Here is a 23,651-nt window from a genome sequence, read left to right as displayed (position 1 = left end):
TAAATTTATATTAATTTTGGTATAAATCTATATTTTGTGATTTATTTCTTTAGTTTTTCCGATCTTCTTTTGGCCCATGAAAGCCAGATTATTCCAGATAATATTAAAATTAATGAAAATATTTGTCCTATTGATATGTTTAAAAATGAAAAATCTAATATGCTCTCAGGTTTTTTGTAAGTTATCACAAATCCTATTTCCTTGTCTGGCTCTCTTAAGTACTCAATAAAGAATCTAAATAGTCCGTAAAGAATTATGTATATTCCAAAGATAAAACCGTCATATTTTTTTATTTTCCTAAAAATAAACCATAGTAATAAAAAGGTTACAGTTCCCTCAAAGAATCCTTCAATGAGTTGTGATGGAATTCTCGGTAGGTTAATAAACAAGTCGTGAGGTAATATTTCCAGTCCAATTGATTCTGCAAATTCTCTTACTCCTTTCTGACTTACTTTAAAAGGTTCTGCATTGGGAAATATTATACCGCCTTTCATTGGTCTTCCATAAAGCTCTGCATTTGCAAAATTAGCAAATCTTCCAAGTATATATCCTGAAGAGAAGGCTATTGCTCCGTAATCAGTTATCTTTCTGAAGTATTTCTTTATATTTGTGTGTTTAAGTTCGGTATTTATTATTATTGTTGGTGCAATAATTACTCCGAAAAATCCTCCGTGTATTGCCATTCCTCTAAAACCTGTAAAATTCCAGTTTTGGTCAAATGGCAGAAAAATAAGCCATGGGTGTGTATAATAAATTCCACTCCTATCATAAATTAAAGTAGATGTTAGTCTTGCGCCAATTATTGCTCCCATAACAAGCGAAAACATTAGTTTTTCATAGTCACTTTTTTCTATGTTAAGTTTATCAGTTTTTATTTGATACCAAATGAATTTGTAAGAAATTATTATTATGATAATATAAGATAGGCTATACCATGTAATGGGGATACCTTTAATTATCTCGGGATGTAACCAACTAGGATAGTTTATATAATTTGGCATTTTTTTCTCCTTAGTCTTTTTTTAATTGTGCAAATAATTTTTTTTTAAACATTATATTTTGTTTTCTTAATGTTGCAATTTCTTTTTGTTGAGATTTTATTATATCAATAATTGTATTATTATCTATTGTTTTGTTCATTAGTAACGATTCAAGATATGCATATTTTTTTAGGTATTCATCTTGTGCTTCTTGAATTACAAAATGATAGTTTTCGTTTAGATCATCTTCGCTTAAGAGTTCTACATCATTTATTATGGTTTCAAGTTCAACTAATTTTTTTGCTATTTTTTTAATACTTTTGGAAGTTAAGCTTGTTGGTTTATAAATAGTTATTGGTATTTTATGGTTTAATGCTTTGTCGATAAGCTCGTCTTTATAAATTGAACCTATACTTTGTAAATTTATATTTAAATAGTTTTTTGCAGATTTTAGTATCCTTTCAATTTTTTTGATGTCATCAGGTTTGTTTAACATGTTAAATATTATGAAAGGGCTAAACTGTGAAAATTTTTTCATAAATTTTTCATAACTTTCAGGATCATAATTTTCTATTTTGAGTAATAGATTAGGTATATATATTCTTTGTAAATCGCTAGAGTCTTTTTTTATGTCAGATATTAGTTTGTATGCTTTTGTCTCTTTTGTAAATATTTTTGATATAAGCCTAAAGATTGCATTTTTTAAGAATAAATAAGCATTCATTGTTGCTGTTACTGTTGGGATCGTTATTATTACTCCGCGATTTGAAATTAAAAAGAAATCTATTGTATTAAATGTTGTGCCAGCACCAAGGTCAATTATTAGGTAATCATAGTTTAACTTCTTTAAGTTATTTATTATTTTTTTCTTTTGAAAGATAGCTATATTTGCAAGTTCAGGAATATCTGAATCTCCTGCAATAAAGCTTAAATTTTTTATTCCTGATTCAATTATTACGTCTTTAAAGGGAATTTTTGTTTTAAGAAAAGTTCCAATACTCTTTTTAGGTATGATATTTAGCATAGAGTGTAAATTTGAACCGCCAAGGTCAAGGTCGACAAGTAATACTTTTTTCCCTTCATTTGCAAGACAAATTGCAATATTTGTTGAAAAAAGAGATTTACCAACACCTCCTTTTCCACTAGCTACAGGAATGATAATCAAACCTTTACCCCGTTATTTTATCCTTTATTTTTATTAAAATTAAAATCACTGCATTAAATATAGTATAAGTTATTATTATTCCTAAAAGCATAAATAGCCATGGTTGATATACATATAATAAGTCAAGGCTTAATCCCAATATAATAAATAAAAAAACCATTACTATTTGAAAGGTTTTTGTTATGATGATTAAGTTGTGAAGAATTTTGAATTGTTCATACAACATATAGTTTGTTGTTAATATTGATATACATAATTCTGGTGAGAATATGATGAATGCTATCATAAACTTGATAGAAGAGTTATTTACAAATATTGTTCTCTCAGCAAATCCATATAGTGTTAACAATATTAATATGCTTGAGACTGTTTGTAAAACAAGAACGAGACCTGTAATTATTCTTTTTGCTTTTGAGTTATTTGTCTTTAACATAATCTTAAAATATTATATTATGAAGATAAAATCAAGTTTTATTTATGTAGGAATTATTCAATGAAAAAAAAATGTTTAGTATTTGTATACTTTGTATTAGCCTTAAGTATCAGTTCTTCAGTTATTGTAGAATCTATCTTTGCACAAACGGATCCTTCTAAGAGTAAGATATCTGCGTCCACTTATGGTCAAATGATGATGGATGCTTTTAATTTTATTAAGAAGAATTATGTTGAGCCTGTTGATGATGAGGCTATTTTTGAAGGTGCTTTAAAAGGTATGTTTAAAGCATTAAATGACCCTTATTCGCAATATTTGACAAAAGAAGATTTAGTAGAAATTTCAAAGACTACTGAAGGAAACTATGTTGGAATTGGAGTTTCTATTGTTAAGAAAAATGTTCCTGTAAAATCTGATAGTTCTGTTATTGATGCTTCTTATGTAATGATTGTTACTGCTTTTGAAGAGGGGCCTGCTTATAAGGCTGGAGTTAAGTCTGGTGATTACATTACGGATATTGATGGTAAGAGTACTACTTTAATGACAATAGAACAAGTAGGTAGTCTTTTAAAAGGAAAAGCGGGTACTAAAGTTAAAATTTCTGTTTTAAGAGATAAAGATTTAAAACTTGAATTTGAACTTGTTAGAGAAAAAGTAGATATACAGACTGTTAAACATGATGTTATTAATAAAAATGTTGGGTATATTAAGATATTAAGTTTTAATCCAAATACTAACACATATTTTAAAAAAGCTTTTGAAAAACTGCAAATTCGGAATATCAAATCTTTAATTTTAGATCTAAGATTTAATACCGGTGGTTATCTTCAAGATGCAATAGAGATAGCTGATGATATTTTGGTTGAAGGACTTATTGTATCAACAAGGGCAAGAGATTCTAAGGTTCCTGTGGAATACAAAGCTAGTTCTTCACATATAGTGCCTTTGGACATGCCAATTGTTGTTTTGATTGATAAACATTCAGCATCAGCGTCGGAGGTTTTAGTTGGAGCTTTAAAAGATAATAAAAGAGTTTATGTTATAGGTGAGAAATCTTATGGTAAAGGAGTAATTCAACGTATATTACCTTTCTATACTGGAGGATTTAAGATTACAAATTCCAAGTACTATACCCCTTCTGGTCACAGTATTCATAATATTGGTATTAAGCCTGACTTGGAAGTTGGAGAGAGAGAGTTTTCTGAAACTGAAGTCCTAGCATACAGACAAATTCTTGATAAAAAATTAGTAGAAGGTTTTTTAAATAGCAGAAAAAACAAAAAGTTTATCACTGAGAAAGAAATAGATGCTTTTGTAGATAAGATTCTTAAAGAACATTCGATCCATAATATAGATAAGGATATTTTAGGGCTTTATGTATTTTCGCAATTTTATCAAGACACACATAATGAAATGCCAATTTATAATTTACATTATGACAAGCCTTTAAGAGCTGCTTATGAATATCTTGTAAAGGGAACTAAAAGTTAATCTGTGAAACAAATAGTCTTAGACGATACTTGTTTATTTTATAATGATATCATTATTGACGATGTTAAGATATATCACTATCTTGTTGATGTAAGAAGAGTTAAGGTAGGCGATACGTTAAATGTTCTCTTAAGGGGAAGGGAGGTAAGGTTTGCTGAAATTTTTAGTATAGATAATAATCTTATTAAACTCTCTACTCTTAAGGTAGAAATGCTTAAGAAGCGTGATTTTGAAATAAGTATATTTATATCTAGTCTTAAAGGTAGAAAATTAGATTTAATTTTAAGACAAGTTGTTGAAATTGGCGTAGATCATATAAATATTGTTAATGCTGATAATTCTATTGCTAGAATAGACATGGATGATTTGGAATTTAAAAGTTCAAGATTTTTAAGATTGATTAATGAGGCTTTAAAGCAAAGTGGCAATACCCAAGTGCCTAGTATTAATTTTTACAAAAATTTTTTTAGTATTCCTTATGCCTCATCTGTGGATTATTATGTTGCTCATAAAGAAGGTAGTTTGCTAGGTTGTGGTAATGATATTAGTGCTTTTGGTAAAATTGGAATTTTAATAGGTCCTGAGGGTTGTTTTTCAAAATCAGAAATTCATTTCTTTAAAAAGTTAAATTTTAAATTTGTAAGATTTAATACCCCAATTTTAAGAGCAGATACAGCTGCTGTTTATTCACTTGCTCATTTTAAATTATTATTAGAGGGTAATAATGGCTAATTTAAAAGATATATATTCAAAACCAGATAGGATTTATTTCTTTGGAATTCCAATAGATGTATTTAAGAGTAGTGATAAATTGATTGGCCGATTTGAATATCTTGTATCTTATCCATATCATTCGATGGTTATTTTTATTGATTGTAAGTCTTTGCTAAAATTTTTGTTTTTTAAGAGGTTTAGAAATCTTGTTAGGAGTTCTTCACTTGTTTTTTCAAATTCTAAATTATTAAGATCCCTTTGTAAGTTTTTTAAAAGGATCGATATTGGCTGTTATGATTCGAATTCGATTTTGCTTGTTTTGATGAGTGTACTAGAAAATACATATAAAACGTGTTATATTATTGATAAAGATAAAATAATTTCTAAGAGAAATTTTTTAAGATTAAAAGAGTCACATAAAGAGATTAACTTTATTGGTTATTATGATTTGAAAGCTGTTAAGAGAAACAAAGAAATGTTCTTTGCCAATATTAATAAACTTACTCCTAGTATGATAATAAGTTTTTGTAGTGATAGTTATCTTGAGTATTTGTTTTATGTAAATAAATTTGGCATTAGAACTAATTTAAGTGTATTTTTGTGATTTTTTTAATTATTAGATATTGGTGAAAATTTATATGAGGTAAAGAAATGGCATTTGTATTAGATCAAGCTGTAGTTTATCCAATGCAGGGAGTGGGAAAAATAAAAAACATTCAAAATAAGGAATTTAATGGCGAGTTTATTGATTATTATGAAATATATTTTCCATTTAATGAAATGACTTTTATGGTTCCAGTCTCTAGAGCAGATGATCTTGGAATTAGAGCCTTGGTGAGTAAGGAGAAAGTAGAAGAAGTTTTCAATATTATTAAAGACTTTGAAGAGCAAATAGATCAAAAAAAGATAAAAGATGGTAGTCATGATTTTTATAAACAAAGTGATATATTAAGTACCGCTAAATTGTATAAATTTTTGTATACAAAATCTATGCAAAAAGAATTACCTTTCTATGAGAAAAGAATTTTAAATGATTTTGAATTGATTTTGCAACATGAGATTAGTTTAGCCTTGCAAATTAGCTTTGAAGAAGCTAAACAAAAGATAAAAGAAGTTCTGTCTATGGGAAAATCCTAGATTTTTTATTTTTTATAACTTGTAGGAACTTATTATGTTGAGCATTTTGAGGTTTATTTTTTTAATATCTTTCAGATTTATTGTTATGTTTTTTATCTTTTCCTTGATGTTTGTTTGTACATCTTACTTGAAATATAAGTTTTTGCAAGCGAATCTTTCTATTATAAGTTTTGAACTTTATTATGATGCTTATCTTTATTCTTTTCCTTTATCTTTAGTTGCTACTTTTATGAGAATTGCTTATCCTTTTAACGTGAAGACGTTGCGCGTTTCTGGAGTTTTTTATAGTATTGTTTTTATTTTTATACTGCTTTTATCTTATTTTGGATTTTTAGCATCTGCTAATTTTCATTCTGTTTTTTTGGACTTTCATAGCAGAGGTGAAAAAATTATTAAAGATGGGGTAGTGCATTTTTTTGATGATAAAATAGTCTTTTATAGTGATGATGTTAAATCATTTGGTTTTAAAGGTATTTTAAAAATTGAGGATCATGGGTTTAATGAGGGAAATTTTAAGACTTTTTCATATGATTCAGAAAAATCTGAATCTGATATCATGAATTTTAATGCAAATTCATTTTTTACTCATAAATTGTATAATAATTTAATTAATTATGTTTTTAGTGATTTGGATACTTTGAATAATTTTTTGTTTTCTTTAGAATCTTTTAGTTTGATTTTTAACATATTTGGGTTTGCTTTACTTTTATTTTCATTTTCTTATGTTTTTAATCTTATATTTTCAAGTGGTTTATCTTTTTTTCTTTATCCTATTTTTATTATATTATTTTTTAAAGTTTATAATATTTATGCGATTGAATTTCCTGAGAGTTTAGATTTGATTATGGGCGAAAATGTAGTTTCTAATTATGTTCCTTTTATTTTTTGTGTACTTACTTTCTTTTCTACTTATTTGATTAGCTTTGTTTTTAAGTATATTAGTGTGAGTGAAGGATTTGATAATAGTTTATGTTAAACTAATTTGTTATATATGAAAAGAGAATTGTATACATTTGTAAGTAAATTTTTTATTCTTTTACTTTTATTTATTTGCTTTGTTTTTTGTTACACGTATTTCTTTGGGGCAGATTATTTAGACAAACATGTATTAATAGCCACATTTTTTGATACTATTTTAAGTATTTATCATTATTTTAATGGATTTTTTATTTTCTTTGTTTTAGTTTATTTTATCTTTTTAGCTAAACATGAGACACGGCTTTATCTAAGAGACTATAAAGGATGTTTATTTAAAAAACTCTATCCATTCATGTTTCTGTTTTTTATAATAGGCATTGTTTTTATGTTTGTTTTTAACTCTGTTATGTCTTATATTCTTACTCAAAGAAGTGAATATAAGTATAACTATGAGAGATATAATCTTCTTGCAGGTCAGGCAAATTCGATAGTTAATGAGGTTAAAAGTATAGATATAAATTTGTCTTCAAATAAGACATTAGATGTAAATGAGTTGATAGAGGTTTTGCAACAGAAGAGAAAATACCTTGAAGAATTGCTTAGAATGTATGAAAAAATGAGACTTATTTCTGATAACGATGAACTTTCAATTAATTATTATTTGACTCGGTCTGAATATGATAGAATGCCTATTTATGATGTTGATTTGGAAAAAGTTAGAAAGACGCTTAAGGTACATTTGATTAAAAATTTGACTAAGAGGGATTTTCAAGATATTGTTAATGGATTTATTTCTAAAGGTGATTATTCTACAGCTAATTATTTTGCTTATATGGGATTGGTTTCTACTAGAGATGATGAATTTGCTGCACTGTTAGATTTAACTTTCAAAGCTATTAATGAATATAAAAATATCGAAATTGAAAAGAAGTCTTCAGTTTTTGAAGAGAAGCAAAAAAATTTTTTATATCTCAATACAGAAAAATTTAAGCCTGCATATTATGGCTTTTTAAAGCTTCATAATTTATTTCCAAATGATAATGAGATCTTAAATTATAAAAATAAGTCTTTAGAAAAGCTTAAAGATGAGTATTTCTTTTTTGATGAGATTGAAAAGCATTATGAGCATTATGGTATCAATGATATATTTTTGTTTCAACCTAATTCTGGTAATGGGACATATGATTATATTTATATGCAAAAGGTTGTAAATACCGTTTCTTCTTATATAAAGATGATTAAAAATTTTGAGCTTATTAGATTTAATAGATCAGGTAATGTTATATTGCATATTAAAGTACCATTTGCTACTCTTAAGGGCAATGGGGTTTATCAAAATGTTTTAGATAAGAAAAATGAAAATAGTGACGTTACTGCCACTAAGATAATTGTATCGCTTACAGACTTTGATTTAAGTAATACAAAAATCATTAATATTAATAATGATGTTAATAATTTGCGTTTATTTGCAAATTCTGGTAAGGATAGCATTTTTTTACCCATTCAAGTTCTTTTAGGTGCTTTTAATAGAGTTAAAACGTTTAACTTAATACTGATAAGTGTGTTTTCTTCAAGTCTTTTTTTAATGATGAGTCCTATTTTATTAGTTTTTTTTGGTGTTATGTTTATAGCTGTAGCTTCTAAGATAAGTTTTGAATTTGATTCAAAACTTATGATATTTCTTATATCCTTAATAATAGCTATTTTTTCAGGTATTATTTCGCTTTTTATAAATTATTTATTGTTGATTTTAATAGCATTCTTTATACAAATATCCGTTAATATATACATATCTTTTATTCTGATTTTTTCTATCTTGTTTTTTATTGTGTTGCATGTAATACGAGTTAATTATAAAGAAGCATGATCTTCATTAGAGTTTGTGTTGTTTATATTAGATAAAAATAATTCATTAATCATGCGATTTTCTTTTTCTATTTGTTCTTTATTTAGTATATATGAATTTTTGTTTATATAATTTTCATCTATAATAAATGAAGGTATTTTTTTGATTATGTTTTTTAATTTTAAATTTAAACCTTTATAGGGTGTAAATCCATTTGCAAATCCAAAATATTCATTGAATTTTACTTTTTCTTTAAGTTTAATTAGTGATTTTTGTACCTCTTGGTCTAATATCCATTGAATAAATTTTTCTATAGGTGTCGATATTTCTTTAACCCCCATAAAGCTTATGTTGCATATTGATGATTTTTTTTCTTTATTTGTTAGATATGAAAAATTAATTTTGTCTTTGATATCTTTGTTTAAGCTATTGTAATATGTTAAGTTAGTTAATCCTGCAATTAAAATTGTTTTCTTTTGAAGTAATATTTTCTCTAAATTTAAATATTTGTATTTTTCTGTGAAGTTTTTGTGTAATGCAAGTTCATTTGTATCTATGAAAGATTTAAAGTGGTTTATCATATCCGACATTTTTTTTTCATTATATTCTGGTTTGCTGTTTCCAAAGTAAAAATTTATGTCATTGATTTCAGATATTGTGTAAAATAGATTTTCAGAGATGTATGGAGAGATAAAAAGTTTTTTTTCCTTTTGAAATCTTTTGTGTATTTCTTTAATATTTTGTATATCAATATATTTTTGTATATTATATTCATTTTTATATATTAAAATTGGGACATCAAAGCTTAAAGGGACAATTCTGTGTGCGAATTTTTCAGATATATTATTCAATATTGGATAATCTGGGTAATAGTATTGTTGAATATTTTTAAAGTTTTTAGTTATGTTTATGCTGTCTATATTTTTTGAGATAATTACTTGCGCATTTTCTTCATTAATCGTTTGCATGTTGATATGTTCTCTATATTTAATGATGAAGCTAGTTTTATTTTGGATATTGAATTGATTTATATAAAATAGCATGATTTTGTTATCAGTTAATATAGTGATGGTATCATTTTTTGAGCAACTAAAAATTAAAATAAAGACTATGATCGAAATCGATTTCTTTATGCACATAAAAAATTATTTGTTCTATTTTATTCCATTTTACAATAAATTATGTATAATTTTTATAGTTATTTTATAATTTTAGATCTCTTTGAAAGCTCTAGATTTTATTATGAAAGGAGAGTGACTAGTTTGGGTTTAGTTGATTTTTTAGTTTCTATCTTTAATAAAGAGCTTACTCCTGAACAAGTGAAGCAAAGAAGACTTAGAGAGGTAAAGAATAATCTAAGTAAGGTAGGCAATTTTTTTAATGCTTCAAAAATTCAGGCTTTACCCCAATTTGCTAAGTTTATTTATAATCTTTATAAAGCGTTTATGCCTTTCAAGTTTTTTGTACAAAGATATCGAACTTCAAGTAAAATAATTCATTTTGTTGTTGAAAAATATTTGAATGATAATCAAAAGCAAGCTTTAGAATATATTTATTCTTTCTCATCTAATGATGTAGTCAATTTTACACCTGATATATCTAAGAATTTGGATAATAATTTAAATTATTTGTTGGATAATATAACTCAAGAACAAATAAGGTTTATAGATGAGACTTGTGGTGCTTTAGAGATATTTTTTGACTTAGCCTCGTATCAGTATTATTCAATTATTAAAAATTTTGATAGTTTATTTCCAGAAAATGACTTTATATATAAACCAAGATTTAATGCGGTTAGTTGTGGTGTAATCCTTGATGATATTAAAGATTTTTTGGAATGTATATATTCTATTAGAGATGTTTCTATTTGGAGAAATCTTTACGATATTCTTTTAGAGGTGTATGGAGATAGGGACAATTTTCCTATTAAACCAAATGTTTGGCTTAAGATACTAACCTCTATAATTGAGATAAATAAGAATAAAGAAATTTTATATCTTATAAGGTATGTTAGCGGTGATCCTGATTATTTGCCTATATCTGGTGTCAAAAAGTCAAAAGCAAAGACAATATCATTTTTTAATGATCTCTCTAAACATGTTTCAAATGAGAGAGCAAAGATTGAAATTTTGCAAAAAAATAGTAAATCTAAGCTTTTAGCCGAGAAATTATTTCCTGGAGTGACTCTTGTAAGTTTAGAGAATTATAGTGAACGTATGCATGCTAAGATTACATCTGCAATTGTGAGTACCACTGGATATGTTTATTCTGATCTTTTAGTTTATTTAAAAACTCATGCGGTTAATTTTGTGAAAAAGGATCTAAGTGATATTATTAATGTCCTTATTATTAAGGGACAGTGGAAGGCTATGGAAGTTTCTAGAGAAATTTCTAATGATATTCATTCTTTAGTTGGTATTTATTCCAATCTTATTGATTTTGATAATAATCTTGGCGAACAGGGTACTTATGGTAATAGAATAAACTCACTTTTGCACAGAATTTCTGTTGGAGATAAATCTTCAGAGAAATTGCTGTTGAATATAATAGCAGATATTAATAAAAAGGCTTTAATTTTATTGAATGAGTATTATTCAGTAATTAAATCTTTAGAACGACGTTTGAATGATTGTTTAGAAGATTATTTTAAACCCGCTTCAGAAAAGGAGTTTATTTATAATTGGAAAGAGCTTGATATTGAGCTTGTAAAAAGCTATGGCAATAATGTAAACTTTGGTAGTATAATTAAAAATGTAGTTGATAATTTAAATTTATTTTTGAGGTTGATGGATTTATACTTGGAGAAGAAAAATACAGTTTAGGAGATTTAGATGGGAAGAGAATGTGAAATAACAGGTAAAAAGACAATGTTTGGAAACAATGTTCCAAGGAAGGGACTTTCCAGAAAAAAGGGTGGAGGGGGACAACACATTGGTGTAAAGACCAGGAGAACTTTTAAGGTAAATTTGATAAATAAGAAATTTTTTGTTCCTGAGCTTGGAAAAAGTATTAATATAAAAGTTTCTGCAAGTACTCTAAGGAGTATTTCAAAGTTAGGTCTTAGTGTTTTTTTGAGGAAAAATTCCAAAAAGATAGAAGATTTTATTTAAAAATTGTGACTTTGTTAATTTTAATTTATTAATATGTTTTCTATTATTGAATATTCATTGTTATTGTTGATGATCTGTTGGTTTATAAATTCAAATTTGTGGAAAAGTTTATGAATTATGATGATTGCGTTTATATTTTCAGGAAATATTTTGCGTGCATTATAATATTCTAATAGAGTTGATGAATTTAAATTAGGTGTACTTAAGAGTTCCTTTAATGTTGTTGATAATTGAATAGTTTTGTTTAAGTGTGTAGAGTGTGATATGAAGTGAGAGAGAAATATAAAAGAATTTTCTTCCTTTGTTGTAAGCGGATTTAAAAATGTACAAAATTCTCTCAAAGTTTGATTTTTAAGTTTACCTAAAATAATGGGAATAATTTTTATATTTTGTGTTATATTTTTGATAAAATTTAATACAATTTCAATTTTATGGTCATTTTCTATTATTTTATCTTCTGTATTTGTAAATTCAAAATTTTTTATTAAATTTATTATGTCTAGATTGACATCAATTGTTTTATTAAAGAATTTCCAAGCTTGATGGTCTGATATGTTAATCTGTGAGTTCTCTTTTGTTTTTGAGAATATAAACACATTTTTTGTATTATGTGCTATTATTTTTTTGAACAGAGTAATATTGTTTAAGAAAAACTCATAAGTGCCATAACTAATCAAAAGTGCTTTATGAGTTTTTCTTTTATTTAAGCTAAATAATTCTAAATTGCAATCATTGGTTGAATAAAATATATTATCAACTAAACTATTTCTTATTTTGTTTATCTGTTGTGTCCTTTAATTGCTTCTTTTACTATATTTATTTCCATAAATTCCGTACCTTTATTAGTATCTCTATTTGGATTTCCAGAGATAATTACTACAATATCTGAATCTTGAACTACTTTTTGTGTTTTAAGCATTTCAAGAGAAGTTACTACAAATTCAGTTGTTGCCTTAAAGTTATGATCAACCAGATTAGCATAAACACCATAAGAGAGTGATAATTCTCTTGCTATTCTTTCATTATTTGTTGTAATAAATAGAGGTACACTTGCTCTGTATGTTGCCATTATTCTTGCGGTTCTTCCTTTGAGTGAATCAACAATAATGGCTTTAACAGGCATTATTTTGGTTGCATCAATTGCACATTTAATAATATAGTTTCTTATGATCCTTTTGCTGTGAAAAATTTCATCTTGAAATAGTGTTTTTTCTCTATATTTTTCAACTTCTATAGCAATTTTGGTCATCATTTTAACAGCTTCAATTGGGTATTTGCCATAAGCTGTCTCCCCAGATAACATGATGGCATCTGTGCCATTTAGAATTGCATTAGCCACATCAGATACCTCTGCTCTTGTAGGTCTTGGATTTTCAATCATTGTGTGCAACATTTGTGTTGCGGTAATTACAGGTACTCCGTATTTAATGCAGGTTTTTGTTATCTTAATTTGTGCTAAAGGAACATCTTCAGCTGGTATTTCAACTCCCATATCGCCTCTTGCAACCATAATCCCGTAAGAGGCTTTTGCAATTTCTTCAATATTATCAATTCCTTCTTGATTTTCAACTTTGGCAATAATTTTAACGTCTGGATTTCCAGCAGCATTTAATATATCTTTGACGTCTTGAATATCTTTTGCATGTCTTACGAATGAATGGGCAATAAAATCAATATTTTGTTTTGCTGCAAGTTCAATAAATCCCCTATCTTTTTCAGTGACAGATTGTAATTTAAGTGAAATTCCCGGTGTATTAATTGATTTTTTGTTTTTAATTTGTCCATCATTTTTAACTTTGCAGATTAATCTATCTGCGAGTTTTTCAATAACAGTCATTTCCAGTTCGCCATCATCAATAAGAATTGTCGAACCATTTGGAACTTCATTTACAAATCCATCGTAGTTTGTTTGCAATGAATTAGACTCATTGATAGGTGATGTTGAGATTATTATTTTGTCTCCTATCTTAACGGTAATAGGATTTTCAATATTAGCTGTTCTAACTTCTGGCCCTTTTGTATCGATCATTAATGCTATTTTATTTGAAACCTGTCTGACATTGTTTATTACTTTTATTGCATCATCATGAGATTGATGAGCAGTATTAAGTCTTATTACATTTACTCCTGCTTCATATAACTCTTTTATGTGTTCTGGATCACATCTGAGGTCAGATATTGTTGCTACTATTTTTGTTAATTTTTGTATCATTTATTTTTCTCCTATAGTACTTAAAATTTTATGCTTTTTAAGCTTCAATAACAATAATTTTTAAGAACTTGTCATTTTATTTTAAGATTAAATTAGCATATATTATAAAACTTAATTTTTGTTTTTTAGTTTGTTTAATATTTTGGTGTCTAGTTTGATATTTAAATTTTTTTCCCTATTGGGTATTACAAGTCCTTTTTTTTCTCCTTTAATTCTTCTTAAATATTTAACATTGGTATAGTAAAGATCAGCTTTGCCTGATTGTCTTGCAGGTTTTGTATAAAACACACATAAGTTCCCAGCATCTATCAAGACTTCAAGAGGAGGTGTTTTGTCTTTTTTACCCCTAATAAAAACATAAGCACCAGGATAATCTCTTGTGTGTAGCCAGTAATCATTTCCCTTTGCCCAATTTCTTAAGAGTTCATCGTTTTCTTTTGCATTTCTGCCTATAACAACTTCAAATCCATAAGATAGGAAATGAAGGCCAATAGATGGTTTTTTTGTAATTTTTTGTTTTTTGGTTCTTTCATTTTCCGGTATGATACAGTCTGTTTTGTCGATGTAATCTGTCTTTGATATTAATGTATTGTATTGTGTTTTTGCGTATTTTAATTGTTCTTGTATAATCTTTAAAGAATTTTTGTTTTTTTTGTATTCTTTAAAATATTTTAAAGCATTATCTTTAGGGAGTAATGCTTTGTCCAGCATTATTTTAATTTGTTCACCATTGTTATTGTTTAAAATGATTTTATCCATTCCTTTTTTTATTTTGTTAATGTTTGATAGGATCATTTCACCTTTTTTTCTTTGATCCTCGATTTTTTCAATTGAATTTATTTGTTTCTCTAGAGAGCTTATTTTTTTTTCTAAATTTATTTTTTCTTTTTCGTATTTTTGCTTAAGTAGTTCTATGTTGTGCACCTGAGTCTCTTTTATTTCTAAATTATCATAGTAATTTTCAATAAATTCGGAGTAAGATATTTCATTGTTGTATCCATCTTTGAGTGTGACTTCTTTTTTGTCAGTTGTATTATTATTTTCAATAATTTCTTTGGCTTTTGTGAATATTTCACCTGTAATTTCTTTTGACCTTGGTCTTCTATAATATGCATCAAGGATTTTAAAATTTGCGTCTGTTGCAATTATATTAGGAGATGATGACCATAATTTTATGAAGATAAAAATTATTATTTTATCTTTAAACACTTTAATTAAAATTATTCTTTCATTTTTTATTTGATATGCTTCAAATATTTTACCATTTTGAACTTTTGATTTTAAAAATTCAAAAAATCTTAAAGGGGGTTTGATATTTTCAAATTTCTTGTTTGTTTTGTGAATTCTTGTTTTTTTTGGATTTAATGAGATTAATATATTAAAGTTTTTTTCATCTGTTTCTTTATTATAAAGTTCCATAATCAAAGTTTTATGGTTAGGCTGTTTAATTTTTCTTAAAAATGAATTTTTTAATGGCATTTCTTTAAGTAAGATATTTATTTCACTGTAGTTTAATGACATTTTATCCCCTTTGATCTTTTGCTAAATATGTTTATTATTAATTTACAAAATGATATATTATAATAATAGCTTATTATTATAACAAGTTGTACGATTTATATTAGACATAGGTTGTGAAATAATGTATTTGTTATTAAATTGAGCTTTAGTAATATACGAGTTTATAATGAAGAGAATAATATTAATTTTGTTTCCTTGTTTAATTTTTGCTCAAGTATCTGCCAATCAATATTTTGAGAATATTTATTCAAATTATCAAAATATAGAAGATATGCAGGCTAAGATTAGTCTTAACATAAAAGGGTTAAAGCAAGCAGGAACTCTGTTATATAAATCTCCCGATAAATTTATTGTTAATTTGGAGTCAAATAATCAGGTTTTTGTAAGTGATGGTGACATTTTAACTGTTTATGTACCAACTCTTGGTACTTCTTTTAGACAACAGTTGACTATGGGAAAAGTGGGAAGTGGTTTTATGAATATTTTAAGTACTGAGTATAGTGTGTCTTATACTAATTCTCCAAATTTAGAACCACTGGACGAATCTGGAGGAGGGGGGGGGACAGAGAATTTTATAAAATTGACTTTTTCAAGGCGACTTTATAAGGGTGCTGCTACGATTGATTCCTTTATGATTGCTTTTACACGAAATGGTGTAATTAGGAGGGTTATTGCTTATCCTACAGGTGGTGGTCGAGAAATAATTATTGATCTTTTATCTGTAAAATTTAATGTTGGAATCCCTGATAGTAGATTTAAGTATGATCTGCCAAAAACTTCAAATAAAGTAGATAATTTTTTATATGATGTTAAAAAAACTTGAGGTGTTGAGAAATGGAAAGAAATAATTTCATTAGATTTGGAGATTTTATAAAAAAGGCTCGGATTGATAAGGGTTTAACCCTTGAGATGATATCTGATGATATTAGAATTTCTGTTAAATATCTTAAGGCGCTTGAAGATTCTAATATTGAATTGTTTCCTAATGAAGTTTTAGCTTTAGGATTTTTAAGGACTTATAGTGAGTACTTAGGAATTGATGTTTGGTATGTCTCGTCCCTTTTTAAAGAATACAAAAGAAGACTTAATAGTAGCTATATTGGAATTAAAACTGAGAATCAAAATGGTAGTTTAAATTTTGTAAACGAAGGTAGGCTTGGGAATCAGTATTTAGATCTGTCTAAGATAGCTTTTCCTAAAATTATTCAAATATCGGTAGGATTAGTTAGTATTATATTGTTAATACTTTTAATTTTAAATTTTAGTGGGATTAAGCAATTTATAGGGAAATTTTTTCAAGCAAATCATGCTGCAAAGCGAACCCCAGGAGTTCATGAAGTTCTTTTTGATAAAGAAAGTTTTTGGAATGTTACGCTTGGAGATGGTGATTTTTTATCTTTAGTTTATGGCAATGCTATTGCAAATTATAGAGTTTCTTTTATGAATGATGATTTGGTTGTTACAAATGATTTGAAAAATGGGCGATATGTTTTTAAATTAGGCAAATTTCGGGAAATAAATTTAAGTGATAATGTTAAAGTTAAGATTGTGTATGATAATTATTCTCAAGGTCAGGTACGAAAGGCTCATGTAAGCTTAGAATCTTTTATGCTTAATATTGAATATGTGCTTGAAACTAGTCTTTCTAGTAGATTTAATGTTTTAAATTGGGGATTTAAAGTTAATGGACCTAAGAGTAGAGCGATTAGTGAGTATCCTACTGTATATTCTTCTCAAGATATTTCCAATATTGATTTAATGATTAATTTTTTAAACGATACGTTTTTAAGATATGCTGATGAGAGTAATATTTATGGTAAATCTTTGCTTGTATCTAAGGGGATTCCTCTTAATTTAAATTTCAAAAAATCTTTAATCTTATTTTTGTCAAGACTTTCTGATGTTAATATTATTCTTCAAGGTAAGGATATTACTTCTATTTTAAAGGGTTATGGAAGAGAAATAATGGCAATTCAATTTTTTTGGTTAAAAACCCCTGGAGGTTTTGATCTTAAGGTTTCTGAAGTTTATTAATGAACAAAATAGAAAAATTCTTCTTTAGTTTAAATTCTTATCAGAAACAAATTGTTTTAGATGATAATAAAAATCCCATTCTTGTTTTGGCAGGTCCAGGCAGTGGTAAAACAAGGGTTATAACAGCTAAAATAGCACACTTAATAAAGGAAATGCAATTAAAACCAGAAGAAATTCTTGCTTTGACATTTACAAATAAAGCCGCAAATGAGATGAATTTAAGACTAAATTATCTTTTTGATTTTAATAAGGCTTTACATATCCAGACTTTTCATTCTTTTGGTGCTTGGCTTTTGAGACTTTATTTTAAAGAATTTGATAAGAATTATGATTCAAATTTTACAATTTGGGATACTAATGATGTTGTTAAATTTGTTAAGCAAATTGGGCTTGCTTCAACCATTGAGCTTTCAAAGCATGTTGCGTCTTTTATACTTAAATGTAAGGAAAATTACTTTTTAGATAATTATTGTGATCTTGATGAGAAAAGTTACAAGGATATTAAATTTTATGAGCAAGAAAAATCTAAAAGTAATGCTTTTGATTTTGTTGATCTTATTCTTAAAGCCGTTTTGATGTTAAGAGATTGTGAAGATGTAAAGATGAGGGTTCAGAAAAAGTTTAAGGCTATTTTTGTAGATGAGTATCAAGATACCAATTATACACAGTTTTTGTTTTTAAAAAAGCTTTATTGTAAAAATATGCATTTTATGGTAGTAGGAGATGAAGATCAGTCTATTTATTCTTTTAGAGGTGCTAGAATTGAAAATATTCTTGAATTTGAAAAAGTATTTGACAATGTGTCTAAATATTATTTGGTACAAAATTATCGTTCTAGTTTAAGCATTGTTAATGTTGCAAATGATGTTATTTCAAAGAATAGAAATCGATATGAAAAAGTAATAAGTACAGAAAACAAAATAGGCAAGAAGATAAGATTTTTTGTTTTTCGAAATCCTGCAGAGGAGGCTGAATATTTTTCTAATTTCCTTATTGAAAATGAACTTGAGACAGCTGTTCTTTATAGATTTAATTACCAATCTTTGCAGTTTGAGAAATCTTTTTTAAAACATAATATTCCACATAAAATATTAGGTTCAATTAGATTTTATGAAAGAGAGGAGATTAAAGATGTAATTTCTTTGTTAAGACTTTTTGTAAATAGAAAAGATAAAATTTCTTTCTTAAGAGTAATAAATAAGCCTGCTAGGGGGATTGGAAAAATTACTACGAATAAAATAATTGCAATGCTTAATGATCGTAATGTTAATTTTGATTTAATTCTTGCAAGTAGAAAATTTGCTGAGAGTCTTAAGGGCAAAGCAAAAGATTCTCTTATTGCTTTTTTAAATCTGTATGATAAACTAGCAGAAAGTATACAAAAAGGTGTTTATGTAAATTTATCTGAATTTATTAAAAATGTTGTAATTAGATCTGGATTTTGGGATTATTATCAAAAATTTGATGAGGATGAAAAGTCTAGAAATATTGATGAACTTATCAGTAGTGGAGTTGAATATTCAGGCAGTTTTGAGGGACTTGTAATATTTTTGGAAAATTCATCTCTTTCACCTTTAATACATGGGGATTCTAAGTCTAGTGTACTGCTCTCTTCAATTCATGGAGTTAAAGGACTTGAATTTGATAGAGTAATAATATCTGGTCTTGAAAAGGGTTTATTGCCTTCTGAAATTGAAGAATTGACTGGAGAGAGACTGGAAGAAGAGAGAAGACTTTTTTATGTTGCTATTACTAGAGCCAAATTTGAGCTTATTGTTACAATTAATTTACAAAGATTTTTTGGAGGCATGCTTAGAAATACAGCTATATCAGTCTTTTTCCAAGATATTAGAAAAGATAATTATGATATTGTTTTTGTTCCAGAATATTTAAAAGATAATTTTAAATATTTTTTTTCAAAAAGTGGTAATAAAAGCTTTAATATTGGAGATTATATAACTTATAATGGTGAGAATGGAATAGTTGTTGATAAGTGGTATCAAAATGGTGAGCCATTTATTAAAATTAATCTAAGAAATGGGAGAAAAGCTATTTTGAGTTCAAGTTATATTAAAGGACTTGCTAAAATTTAGAGGTTAAATTTGAGAGATATTAGAGATATTTGTTTAGAAGATAGTTTAAAGTTAAGTTTACTAAGATTAAGTAAGAATGAAGAACAAGAATTTGCCATAAAATTTGAAAAAATTATTGGCATGTTAAATAAAATTTCTGAATTTGAGATAAAAGATGGCATTCAAAAAGAGGCATGTAACTTTTCTGTTTTGAGAGACGATGAGATTTTACCTTCTTTGGCGATTGAATCTATTAAAAATTTTAGCAATGTGTTTGTGGATGGTTACTTTTCATCGCCTAAAGTGTTTGAATAGGGAGTATTGGTTTGGACTTCAGGGGTTTAAGTTTAATAAAAATTAAAGAATTAATATTGACTCGTAGGTGTAAAATTTATGATATTGTGCTTTTTTATAAAGAACTTTATGAAGCAAATAAGGATATTAATGGATATATTGAATTTTTTGATGATTCATTAGAATTGGCAAAAAAATATGATGAACTTTTAAGTAGAGGTGAGGGACAAAATTTGCCCTTAATTGGTATGCCCATTGCTGTTAAGGATAATATTTCAATTAAAAATAAAGCCTTGACTTGTGCATCTGAACTTTTGCAAGGATATATTTCTCCTTATGATGCAACTGTTATTAAGAGATTAAAAGATAACGGTGCAATTATGCTTGGTAGAACTAATATGGATGAATTTGCAATGGGATCTTCTTGTGAGTTTTCTTATTATGGTGTTACCCTTAATCCTTTAAATAAAGAATATGTTGTGGGTGGTAGTTCTGGTGGTTCTGGAGCTGTTGTTGCTGCCGGTCAAGCTCCTTTTGCACTTGGTAGTGATACTGGAGGTTCTGTTAGACTTCCTGCGTCTTTTTCAAGTTTAATTGGTTTTAAGCCTTCTTATGGAGGTTTATCTCGTTATGGGCTTGCATCATATGCGTCATCTCTTGATCAAATAGGATTTTTTGCTAATTTTATTGATGATGTGGCTTTAATATTAAAATGTACTTGTGGAATTGATAAAATGGATTCTACTAGCATAGATATTATTCAAGATCCTTATCCATTATTAGGTAATTCTTTATCAGGTACTAAATTAGCTGTAATTAAAGAACTTAGTGAAGATTTGATGGAACCTGAGGTTGCATGTGAATTTTTTAAATTTAAATCTGCACTTTTAAACAGAGGCGTTGAAATTCATGAAGTTTCAATAGAGTCAGTGAACTTTGTACTTTCTCTTTACTATTCATTATCTCCAGTTGAAGCTGCGTCTAACCTTGCTCGTTATACTTGTCTTCATTATGGAAAAAGGTTAAATGATGAACTAAATCTTAATGATTTTTATTATAGACATAGGAGTTTATTTTTAAGAGAAGAGGTGAAAAGGCGTGTTGTACTTGGTAATTATTTATTATCAGAAGGTTATGATTTGCAATACTATTTAAAAGCTTGTAAAATTATTGAAAATGTATTGGTTCCAAAATTCAATGAAATTTTTAATAATTATTCATATATTATTACGCCTACAAGTTTTGTAAAACCTTTTAAAATTGGTGAAAATTTTGATAATCCTATAAAGATGTATTATTCTGATCTGTGTACTGTGATTGCCAATCTTATTGGGGCCCCTGCACTCTCTATTCCTTTTTCTCAAGATGATAGGGGATTATCTATTGGTATGCAAATAATTGGTCAATTTAAGAGAGATTTTGAGCTTTTAAGCTTTGCAAAAAATGTAATAGAGGAATTAGGATTAAATGGAATATAAGTTGCTTGTTGGTTTAGAAGTTCATGTACAATTAGGATTAAAGACCAAAGCTTTTTGTGGGTGTAAGAATGATTTTGGTGGAATTCCAAATTCTCGTACTTGTCCAATATGTCTTGGACTTCCTGGAGCATTGCCTAGTATAAATAGAGAACTTATTAGTAGTGCAATTTTAGCTGGGCATGCTACCAATTCTAAAATTAACAATATTGTTAAGTTTGATAGAAAGCATTATGCTTATCCCGATTTACCTAAGGGATATCAAATATCTCAAAATGATGCACCAATTTGTGAGAATGGATTTATCTTTATTGAAACTTGTTCAGGTTTAAAAAAAATCAATATTGTTAGGATACATATGGAAGAAGATTCTGGCAAGAGTTTGCATTTGCTTGAGAGTGAAAATCTAAGTTATATTGATTTTAATCGTTCAGGTGCACCATTACTAGAAATTGTCTCAAAACCAGAAATTAATAATGGAGAAGAAGCCGTAGCTTATTTGAGTGCTTTAAGAGAAATCTTTAGATATCTTAATTTATCTGATTGTAACATGGAAAACGGTTCATTTCGTTGTGATGTCAACGTTAATTTACTTGTCAATGAAAATAATGTTGAGTATAAAACCCCCATTTCTGAGATAAAGAATTTAAATTCTTTTAAATCAGTAAAATTGGCAATTGATTATGAAAAGTCAAGGCAAAAAGAAGAGTGGATTTTATATAGGAAAACTTTTGAGAGTGTAGGTAAACATACAATGGGTTTTGATGATAAAAAGGGTATTACAGTGCTTCAAAGAAGCAAAGAGACGGTAGCTGATTATCGTTATATAAAAGATCCCGATTTGCCTTTGATCAAGCTCGATGATTCTTATATTGAAAGTATAAAGTCTAATAGAATGGTGGAATTGCCTTTTGATACAAGAGTTAGATTAAAAGAGCAATATGGTCTTAGTGATTTTGATGTTATGACTTTAACGGCCGATAAAAACTTGGTTAAATATTTTGAAGAGGCAGCAATTGCCTCAAGCGATCCTAAAAGAGTGGCAAATTGGATATTGTCTGAGGTATTAAGTGTACTAAATGATAGGGAGATAAGTATACTTGATTTTAATTTACCACCATCATATATTAGTGAACTTGTTGAATTCATTGTTAGTGATAGGGTAAGTGGTAAGATAGCAAAAGAAATATTTTTAGAAATGCTTGAGCGAAATGTTTCTTCTGCTATCATTATTAATGAAAAAAATTTAGCACAGATAAGTGATAGTTCTATCATTGAGTCAGTTGTGTTTGAGGTTTTGAATGAAAATCCTAAATCAATTGAACTTTATAAAAAAGGTAAGAGTCATGCAATTAAGTTTATGATGGGTCAAATTATGCGTAAAACTTCTGGAAGGGTTAATCCCGTTCTTGCAAATGATATTTTAATGAATAAATTAAGGGATGTATAATAAATCTTTGTTTAGCTGTTTGCCAATAATTAAAAGAGCAAGATTTTTTTATCTTTATGATATTAGTGGTAATAGGTATTTGGATTTGTACTTGAATGGGGGATTAAATTTTTTAGGACATAGGGTTCAAGGGTTAAATCTTATTCTTAAGCAAACTTTTTCAAGAGGTCTTACTGCTTCTTATCCTTCTGTTTTTAGAAAACAATTTGAAAATGTTCTTTTTTCTTTTTTTAAAGAAGCAGGATTTGTGTGTATTTTTAAATTTGAAAGAGATGCTAGAGATTTTTTATTATCTTTAACAGACCATTGTTGTTTTAGTAATCCTTGGGAGGAAAATCAGGGTATATATGAATTTAAGGCTGGATTTAATAATTTTAGATATCCTATGCTTGTAAAGATCCCAATGCCTGGATGCATGTCTATTAATATTGCTATAGTAGATAATTTATCTAGAAAAATAGAATTTAGAGATTCTTTTGATGCTTTAACTTTAGCTATCGCTAGGCATATGCTTACTAAGATTGTGTCTTATGAAAAGAATACAAAAATTAATTTTAATATTTTTGCTACACCTATATTTAAACTAATTAATAGATATATGTTTCCTCTTTATAAATCTGAATATCATAATGAAATTTTTAATGAGTATTTAAAGAATGGCTATTTAATTAGTCCTTTTTTTGATGTTCCTTCGCTTGTTCCTTTAAAATTTTCTAAAGGAGATTTAGATGGGTTTCACAAAGTTTCTCTTAAGCTACAGGATAAATTTGGAGGTTAGTATTGACAGGTTAACTTACAA

The 23,651-nt window shown here is 27.3% G+C and carries 22 protein-coding genes; 15 read left to right on the top strand and 7 right to left on the bottom strand.

What is annotated here, in order from left to right; genetic code table 11:
* Positions 1–41 precede the first annotated feature (41 nt).
* From lgt to bpuSUM_RS01780, 3 genes are read right to left on the bottom strand one after another with little or no spacing between them, the layout of a single operon-like run.
* Positions 42–1,001, bottom strand: coding sequence for a prolipoprotein diacylglyceryl transferase (gene lgt / locus bpuSUM_RS01790; protein ID WP_247065526.1), 960 nt, complete (start codon positions 999–1,001; stop codon positions 42–44).
* 10 nt (positions 1,002–1,011) lie between these two features.
* Positions 1,012–2,145, bottom strand: a complete 1,134-nt coding sequence (locus bpuSUM_RS01785) for a P-loop NTPase (RefSeq protein ID WP_247065525.1) — start codon at positions 2,143–2,145, stop codon at positions 1,012–1,014.
* 4 nt (positions 2,146–2,149) lie between these two features.
* Positions 2,150–2,578: a hypothetical protein gene (locus bpuSUM_RS01780; protein ID WP_247065524.1), complete on the bottom strand. Its 429-nt coding sequence runs from the start codon at positions 2,576–2,578 to the stop codon at positions 2,150–2,152.
* 60 nt (positions 2,579–2,638) lie between these two features.
* Between bpuSUM_RS01780 and bpuSUM_RS01775 the strand changes: the two genes are divergently transcribed.
* The 6 genes from bpuSUM_RS01775 to bpuSUM_RS01750 are packed head-to-tail and all read left to right on the top strand — an operon-like array spanning position 2,639 to position 8,705.
* Positions 2,639–4,069, top strand: a complete 1,431-nt coding sequence (locus bpuSUM_RS01775; RefSeq protein ID WP_247065523.1) for a S41 family peptidase — start codon at positions 2,639–2,641, stop codon at positions 4,067–4,069.
* Positions 4,070–4,072: 3 nt separating this feature from the next.
* On the top strand, positions 4,073–4,801 hold the full coding sequence (locus bpuSUM_RS01770) for a 16S rRNA (uracil(1498)-N(3))-methyltransferase (RefSeq protein ID WP_247065522.1): 729 nt from the start codon (positions 4,073–4,075) through the stop codon (positions 4,799–4,801).
* Positions 4,794–5,387 carry a hypothetical protein gene (locus tag bpuSUM_RS01765; protein WP_247065521.1) on the top strand — a complete coding sequence of 198 codons (594 nt, stop codon included), beginning with the start codon at positions 4,794–4,796 and terminating at the stop codon, positions 5,385–5,387. The genes bpuSUM_RS01770 and bpuSUM_RS01765 overlap by 8 nt, the downstream gene beginning before the upstream one ends.
* A gap of 47 nt (positions 5,388–5,434) precedes the next feature.
* Positions 5,435–5,920 (top strand): CarD family transcriptional regulator, encoded by a 486-nt coding sequence (locus tag bpuSUM_RS01760; protein WP_011772308.1) that lies wholly within the window; start codon positions 5,435–5,437, stop codon positions 5,918–5,920.
* A gap of 34 nt (positions 5,921–5,954) precedes the next feature.
* Entirely contained in the window at positions 5,955–6,896 is a 942-nt protein-coding gene (locus bpuSUM_RS01755; RefSeq protein ID WP_247065520.1) for a hypothetical protein, read from the top strand.
* 15 nt (positions 6,897–6,911) lie between these two features.
* On the top strand, positions 6,912–8,705 hold the full coding sequence (locus bpuSUM_RS01750; protein WP_247065519.1) for a hypothetical protein: 1,794 nt from the start codon (positions 6,912–6,914) through the stop codon (positions 8,703–8,705).
* Here the strand turns inward: bpuSUM_RS01750 and bpuSUM_RS01745 are convergent.
* Positions 8,690–9,823, bottom strand: a complete 1,134-nt coding sequence (locus tag bpuSUM_RS01745; protein ID WP_247065518.1) for a hypothetical protein — start codon at positions 9,821–9,823, stop codon at positions 8,690–8,692. The genes bpuSUM_RS01750 and bpuSUM_RS01745 overlap by 16 nt on opposite strands.
* Positions 9,824–9,946: 123 nt before the next feature.
* Between bpuSUM_RS01745 and bpuSUM_RS01740 the strand changes: the two genes are divergently transcribed.
* Together bpuSUM_RS01740 and rpmB are read left to right on the top strand one after the other, a co-directional pair.
* Positions 9,947–11,506: a DUF5312 family protein gene (locus bpuSUM_RS01740; protein ID WP_430644653.1), complete on the top strand. Its 1,560-nt coding sequence runs from the start codon at positions 9,947–9,949 to the stop codon at positions 11,504–11,506.
* 9 nt (positions 11,507–11,515) lie between these two features.
* Positions 11,516–11,794 carry a 50S ribosomal protein L28 gene (gene rpmB, locus bpuSUM_RS01735; RefSeq protein WP_247065516.1) on the top strand — a complete coding sequence of 93 codons (279 nt, stop codon included), beginning with the start codon at positions 11,516–11,518 and terminating at the stop codon, positions 11,792–11,794.
* Positions 11,795–11,814: 20 nt separating this feature from the next.
* On the opposite strand, the gene amrB is transcribed toward rpmB, so the two are convergent.
* The 3 genes from amrB to bpuSUM_RS01720 form a co-directional block, all read right to left on the bottom strand.
* Positions 11,815–12,567, bottom strand: coding sequence for an AmmeMemoRadiSam system protein B (amrB, locus tag bpuSUM_RS01730; protein ID WP_247066273.1), 753 nt, complete (start codon positions 12,565–12,567; stop codon positions 11,815–11,817).
* Between the two features lie 5 nt (positions 12,568–12,572).
* Complete coding sequence (pyk, locus tag bpuSUM_RS01725) at positions 12,573–14,006, bottom strand: pyruvate kinase (RefSeq protein WP_247065515.1); 1,434 nt, start codon at positions 14,004–14,006, stop codon at positions 12,573–12,575.
* Between the two features lie 111 nt (positions 14,007–14,117).
* Complete coding sequence (locus bpuSUM_RS01720) at positions 14,118–15,527, bottom strand: NFACT RNA binding domain-containing protein (RefSeq protein ID WP_247065514.1); 1,410 nt, start codon at positions 15,525–15,527, stop codon at positions 14,118–14,120.
* 166 nt (positions 15,528–15,693) lie between these two features.
* Here bpuSUM_RS01720 and bpuSUM_RS01715 point away from each other — a divergent pair, with 166 nt between their 5' ends.
* Genes bpuSUM_RS01715 through bpuSUM_RS01685 form a run of 7 tightly spaced genes read left to right on the top strand, consistent with a single transcriptional unit; the run spans position 15,694 to position 23,630 of the window.
* Positions 15,694–16,350, top strand: coding sequence for a LolA family protein (locus bpuSUM_RS01715; protein WP_247065513.1), 657 nt, complete (start codon positions 15,694–15,696; stop codon positions 16,348–16,350).
* Positions 16,351–16,361: 11 nt separating this feature from the next.
* Entirely contained in the window at positions 16,362–17,561 is a 1,200-nt protein-coding gene (locus bpuSUM_RS01710) for a helix-turn-helix domain-containing protein (RefSeq protein WP_247065512.1), read from the top strand.
* Positions 17,561–19,654 (top strand): ATP-dependent helicase, encoded by a 2,094-nt coding sequence (locus bpuSUM_RS01705; protein WP_247065511.1) that lies wholly within the window; start codon positions 17,561–17,563, stop codon positions 19,652–19,654. Before bpuSUM_RS01710 ends, bpuSUM_RS01705 begins: the two co-directional genes overlap by 1 nt.
* 18 nt (positions 19,655–19,672) lie before the next feature.
* The gene (gatC, locus tag bpuSUM_RS01700) at positions 19,673–19,948 is read left to right on the top strand and encodes an Asp-tRNA(Asn)/Glu-tRNA(Gln) amidotransferase subunit GatC (protein WP_247066271.1); all 276 of its coding nucleotides are present in this window, start codon (positions 19,673–19,675) and stop codon (positions 19,946–19,948) included.
* 11 nt (positions 19,949–19,959) lie between these two features.
* Entirely contained in the window at positions 19,960–21,405 is a 1,446-nt protein-coding gene (gene gatA, locus bpuSUM_RS01695; protein ID WP_247065510.1) for an Asp-tRNA(Asn)/Glu-tRNA(Gln) amidotransferase subunit GatA, read from the top strand.
* A complete protein-coding gene (gatB, locus tag bpuSUM_RS01690) occupies positions 21,395–22,852 on the top strand; it encodes an Asp-tRNA(Asn)/Glu-tRNA(Gln) amidotransferase subunit GatB (protein WP_247065509.1) in 1,458 nt (485 codons plus the stop codon). The genes gatA and gatB overlap by 11 nt, the downstream gene beginning before the upstream one ends.
* The gene (locus tag bpuSUM_RS01685; protein WP_247065508.1) at positions 22,845–23,630 is read left to right on the top strand and encodes a hypothetical protein; all 786 of its coding nucleotides are present in this window, start codon (positions 22,845–22,847) and stop codon (positions 23,628–23,630) included. Before gatB ends, bpuSUM_RS01685 begins: the two co-directional genes overlap by 8 nt.
* Positions 23,631–23,651 lie beyond the last annotated feature (21 nt).

The organism is Borrelia puertoricensis (genome assembly GCF_023035875.1).
GTDB classification, from domain to species: Bacteria; Spirochaetota; Spirochaetia; order Borreliales; family Borreliaceae; genus Borrelia; species Borrelia puertoricensis.
This window is presented reverse-complemented; position numbering and strand designations above follow the sequence as displayed.

What these genes read in the sequence shown, in the direction of transcription:
- lgt (WP_247065526.1), bottom strand. Translation starts at nt 1,001, where the DNA reads ATGCCAAATTATATAAACTATCCTAGTTGGTTACATCCCGAGATAATT.
- bpuSUM_RS01780 (WP_247065524.1), bottom strand. Translation starts at nt 2,578, where the DNA reads ATGTTAAAGACAAATAACTCAAAAGCAAAAAGAATAATTACAGGTCTC.
- bpuSUM_RS01775 (WP_247065523.1), top strand. Translation starts at nt 2,639, where the DNA reads ATGAAAAAAAAATGTTTAGTATTTGTATACTTTGTATTAGCCTTAAGT.
- bpuSUM_RS01765 (WP_247065521.1), top strand. Translation starts at nt 4,794, where the DNA reads ATGGCTAATTTAAAAGATATATATTCAAAACCAGATAGGATTTATTTC.
- bpuSUM_RS01760 (WP_011772308.1), top strand. Translation starts at nt 5,435, where the DNA reads ATGGCATTTGTATTAGATCAAGCTGTAGTTTATCCAATGCAGGGAGTG.
- bpuSUM_RS01755 (WP_247065520.1), top strand. Translation starts at nt 5,955, where the DNA reads ATGTTGAGCATTTTGAGGTTTATTTTTTTAATATCTTTCAGATTTATT.
- bpuSUM_RS01750 (WP_247065519.1), top strand. Translation starts at nt 6,912, where the DNA reads ATGAAAAGAGAATTGTATACATTTGTAAGTAAATTTTTTATTCTTTTA.
- bpuSUM_RS01745 (WP_247065518.1), bottom strand. Translation starts at nt 9,823, where the DNA reads ATGTGCATAAAGAAATCGATTTCGATCATAGTCTTTATTTTAATTTTT.
- rpmB (WP_247065516.1), top strand. Translation starts at nt 11,516, where the DNA reads ATGGGAAGAGAATGTGAAATAACAGGTAAAAAGACAATGTTTGGAAAC.
- pyk (WP_247065515.1), bottom strand. Translation starts at nt 14,006, where the DNA reads ATGATACAAAAATTAACAAAAATAGTAGCAACAATATCTGACCTCAGA.
- bpuSUM_RS01720 (WP_247065514.1), bottom strand. Translation starts at nt 15,527, where the DNA reads ATGTCATTAAACTACAGTGAAATAAATATCTTACTTAAAGAAATGCCA.
- bpuSUM_RS01715 (WP_247065513.1), top strand. Translation starts at nt 15,694, where the DNA reads ATGAAGAGAATAATATTAATTTTGTTTCCTTGTTTAATTTTTGCTCAA.
- bpuSUM_RS01710 (WP_247065512.1), top strand. Translation starts at nt 16,362, where the DNA reads ATGGAAAGAAATAATTTCATTAGATTTGGAGATTTTATAAAAAAGGCT.
- bpuSUM_RS01705 (WP_247065511.1), top strand. Translation starts at nt 17,561, where the DNA reads ATGAACAAAATAGAAAAATTCTTCTTTAGTTTAAATTCTTATCAGAAA.
- gatB (WP_247065509.1), top strand. Translation starts at nt 21,395, where the DNA reads ATGGAATATAAGTTGCTTGTTGGTTTAGAAGTTCATGTACAATTAGGA.
- bpuSUM_RS01685 (WP_247065508.1), top strand. Translation starts at nt 22,845, where the DNA reads ATGTATAATAAATCTTTGTTTAGCTGTTTGCCAATAATTAAAAGAGCA.